This is a genomic window from Streptomyces ziwulingensis, from assembly GCF_039542605.1.
Classification (GTDB): domain Bacteria; phylum Actinomycetota; class Actinomycetes; order Streptomycetales; family Streptomycetaceae; genus Streptomyces; species Streptomyces ziwulingensis.
On record NZ_BAABIG010000166.1, the window covers coordinates 1 to 3,286 of the forward strand.

At 28.0% G+C, this 3,286-nt stretch carries 4 protein-coding genes; all 4 read left to right on the forward strand.

Annotated features, from left to right (window positions below; translation table 11 throughout):
* A partial coding sequence (locus ABEB00_RS35970) for a hypothetical protein (protein ID WP_345624938.1) occupies window positions 1–372 on the forward strand: 372 nt, incomplete at its 5' end.
* Window positions 373–384: 12 nt separating this feature from the next.
* Window positions 385–843 (forward strand): hypothetical protein, encoded by a 459-nt coding sequence (locus ABEB00_RS35975; RefSeq protein WP_345624939.1) that lies wholly within the window; start codon window positions 385–387, stop codon window positions 841–843.
* A 423-nt stretch (window positions 844–1,266) separates the two neighbouring features.
* On the forward strand, window positions 1,267–1,533 hold the full coding sequence (locus tag ABEB00_RS35980) for a hypothetical protein (RefSeq protein ID WP_345624940.1): 267 nt from the start codon (window positions 1,267–1,269) through the stop codon (window positions 1,531–1,533).
* Window positions 1,534–2,151: 618 nt separating this feature from the next.
* Window positions 2,152–3,054, forward strand: a complete 903-nt coding sequence (locus ABEB00_RS35985; RefSeq protein ID WP_345624941.1) for a hypothetical protein — start codon at window positions 2,152–2,154, stop codon at window positions 3,052–3,054.
* The last annotated feature ends 232 nt before the right edge of the window (window positions 3,055–3,286 follow it).

Genomic DNA, 3,286 nt, shown 5'->3' on the forward strand with positions numbered 1-3,286 from the left:
GATAGTAAAGATTGTACTGAATCTAATTATAAAAATGTGGCTACTAGTACTACAGATTTTAACAATTATACGTACCAAGGTGTTCAAGATAATTATAATGTAAATTATAATAAAGTTAGAGATGGGGTTAATGTCCACTCAGGTGTGACTATGTCGGTTACTTCACCACAACCAGAACACGATGTCACCTTCGATAGAGCTGTCACACCTCAAGAAGTTGATTCAAGACCTATTTATGAAGCTGATTCTAGACCTATAAATGAGATAGATTCTAGAATGGTAGTAAATCAAGCAGATTCTAGAGAACTTAAGTTTGTTAAGGGGTCTAATACGACTGCGGGTAAGTATTATGATAGTTTAACTGGTAGGTGAATTACTGTTCCTGTGGAGTCCAATTCATCTTTTGGTCCGAAGGGTGGTGTGTCAAATTCATCTACTCCGTCTCCTTTAGTCGATCATAGTAGTAAACCTCTTTATTATGAAAAGGGGGGTAAATATCTGGAAGTTCCTGGTAAGGCTGGTGCATCATCATTTACGGCTGCACCTAAAAATAGTAATTCAAATTTAAGTTTTTATAGTGGTACTTCAAATGATACCAATCATGGTACATTAGGTGAAAATTCTATTAATTACTCTAATATGCAACTTCACGATAATCGAGATATTACTGATCTTACAACGCATAGAGATCCAGATTTTTCTTATATAATAGCATCTAGCGAAGAATTTAATATTCAGGTTAATAATGGAGAAGCTAGGTTAGGGTTAGATTACGATAAAGATAATTCCTTAATAAGAATGTTTCTTAAGTACAAAACAGTTGGTAAACGTAAACTTTTTTGATATCTTTGAGAGAATAACTCTAAAAGATATTCATCATATACTGAGTTTAAACAGGATTGAGATCCTAAAACATCAATTAGTTCTACCATTTGACGTGATATCAAAAGTGATTTATCTAAAGAAATTGATGATTTATTACGAATGAAAGATCCGTTTAAAAATGGTGGTAGAGTTGATAATAATCATAGATCACAAATACGTGGTGGTCAAAATATAAGAACATATCATCGTAGAAATCGTTAAGTTTCTGTGGTATATTTATTTATGGAGTTAGCTAGCTTCACAGTGTTTTGCTGTGGCTAATTCCAATCTTCATAAGCAAATTCAGGTGGTGTAGTTATAGATTTATATTTACACCATCTACAACAGGTCGTCTATTCCTTTAAATAGTTATTGTGTTTTTGTGCTTTTTAAATTTATATAATGAGAAATATTTTAGACAGAAAAAGAAATGTTATTAGCGAAGAGCTTCGTTTAGCTTTAGAAACAGAAGGAGCTAGTTTAGATTTACCTAAATATAAAAATAAAGAATTTATGGATTTAGGTCTTTATTTAATTGGGTTTAGATTACTTAATAAGGAAAGTAATGTTTATGTTTATGGTTATCACTATTATGATAGTATATTCACAGAAGCTTTTCTTAGTTTTTTAGAAGGTCGTAATTATAATAGAATCAGGTTTACTGATTGAGGAGATTCTTTTGTTATTATAAACGAAGATGTAATTTTTAATTTTGCGGATTACGATGGTGATGATTTTGATACATTTATTAGTAGACAAGACAATAAAAAATATTGTATTAACAATAGAGAGGAATTCGAATCTGAGATATCATCGCTAGTTAATATAAATTACGTAAATAATCCTGTGCAGTGTATATTAGGAATGATTAACAAATTTAATTATATAACAAAGGAGGAGTCAGGGGAAATGCTGAAATTATGAGAATTAGCGGCTAATAAAGATTACCTTGGGTATATTAATCATTTAATTGGGAAAATACGTAATTTTAATTTAGAAGATGCTATAAATAAAGAGAATTTACATACAAATCTTCTTCATGGTTGTGTTTTTGTTACACAGGATGGAGGTCGTCTTATAAGAAGTTTAAAAGGATTAGGTTACAATGTTAATAAAGGTCCTAAAGAATGAAGAGCTGAGGGTAATTCAGTTAGACATCAACTTGATAAAATCGATGGAGATTTTAGAGAAAGTTTATATAGACACCATATTTATCATAGTAATAAATCTGTTTTTCTTGCTCAAAGAATCTTAGATAAATCTAAATTTAGTTATAGAAATATTAATATGAATATAGGTAATATAAAGTTATATTCAACGTCTACGACGGCTTCACAGAAGGCGCCTTCTACCTTAACAGGCGGAAATAGCTATAAAATACAAGATAAGAGTACTTCACCAGAATTAAGTAAAAAATTACTAAATAAAGTTAGTCTTAAATCTTTCAAAATAGACTCAGAAATCTACTTATATCTAAGTAGATATTTGAGAGAATCTCCAATTAATGAAAATACTCAAAGAAATATTGAAAAATTTTTATTGGATTATTCTTATTTAGCTATTCAAGGTAAAAAAGATACAAATAATAAAAATTTGATTCAATATGATTTATTTGGTAATAAAGAAGTAAAGGAATATTTTCTTACAGCTTATGATTGTTTTCAAGACTATTTAAGGAACTTTTGTAATAAAAAAATAAAAGTTTCTGAGAAATCTCATAATAAAACTATAACCCGTACTAATTTTCAAAATATAGCCAAAACTATTGGTTTTACAAAAATTACAGACATGGCTTTAGGTGTGGTTGTCAGAATTATAGGTAATGACAATAAATTAAATGAAGATAGTACAGAAACAAACATTGCTATAGAGCTAGGGGATAATATAATAAAAAATTATTTATACATTTTGTATAAAAATAATGTAAAAGAAAATGTATTACTATTTTATAACACATGTAAAGAATATATTATCAATAACGAAGAATTAGTTCGTAGCTATCTTGACGATTCTGAATATTTTAATTTATTAGATAGCTTGAATAAAATTAGTCCTTCAACAGAAGGGATAAATAAATTGGAGGTATACGAAATGTATTTGTTAATTAAAAAAATACTTTCTTTTAAAAATATGTCTAATGTTGATTTTAATAACACTGAAAGTATTCTGGGATATTCTTTATCAGATTGAAGGTTAGATAATAAAGAATTTATAAAACAATTTGACGATTCTACTTTTAAATTGGGTATAAGTAGTATAGTTATTGAATGATTATTTGATTGTAATATGTTAGAACAGAATTTAATTTTTATAGGTCGTAATAAAAAGCATAAATCATTAGTACCACACAAAATATTAAGAAAATTATTAAATGAAGTTAATGGTGTATCTGGTAAAGTAAAACACTTACCTAGTAGAATAC

Bases quoted from the DNA above. Each gene is read 5' to 3' on its own strand.
- ABEB00_RS35980 (WP_345624940.1), top strand. From the start codon at position 1,267: ATGAGAAATATTTTAGACAGAAAAAGAAATGTTATTAGCGAAGAGCTT.
- ABEB00_RS35985 (WP_345624941.1), top strand. From the start codon at position 2,152: ATGAATATAGGTAATATAAAGTTATATTCAACGTCTACGACGGCTTCA.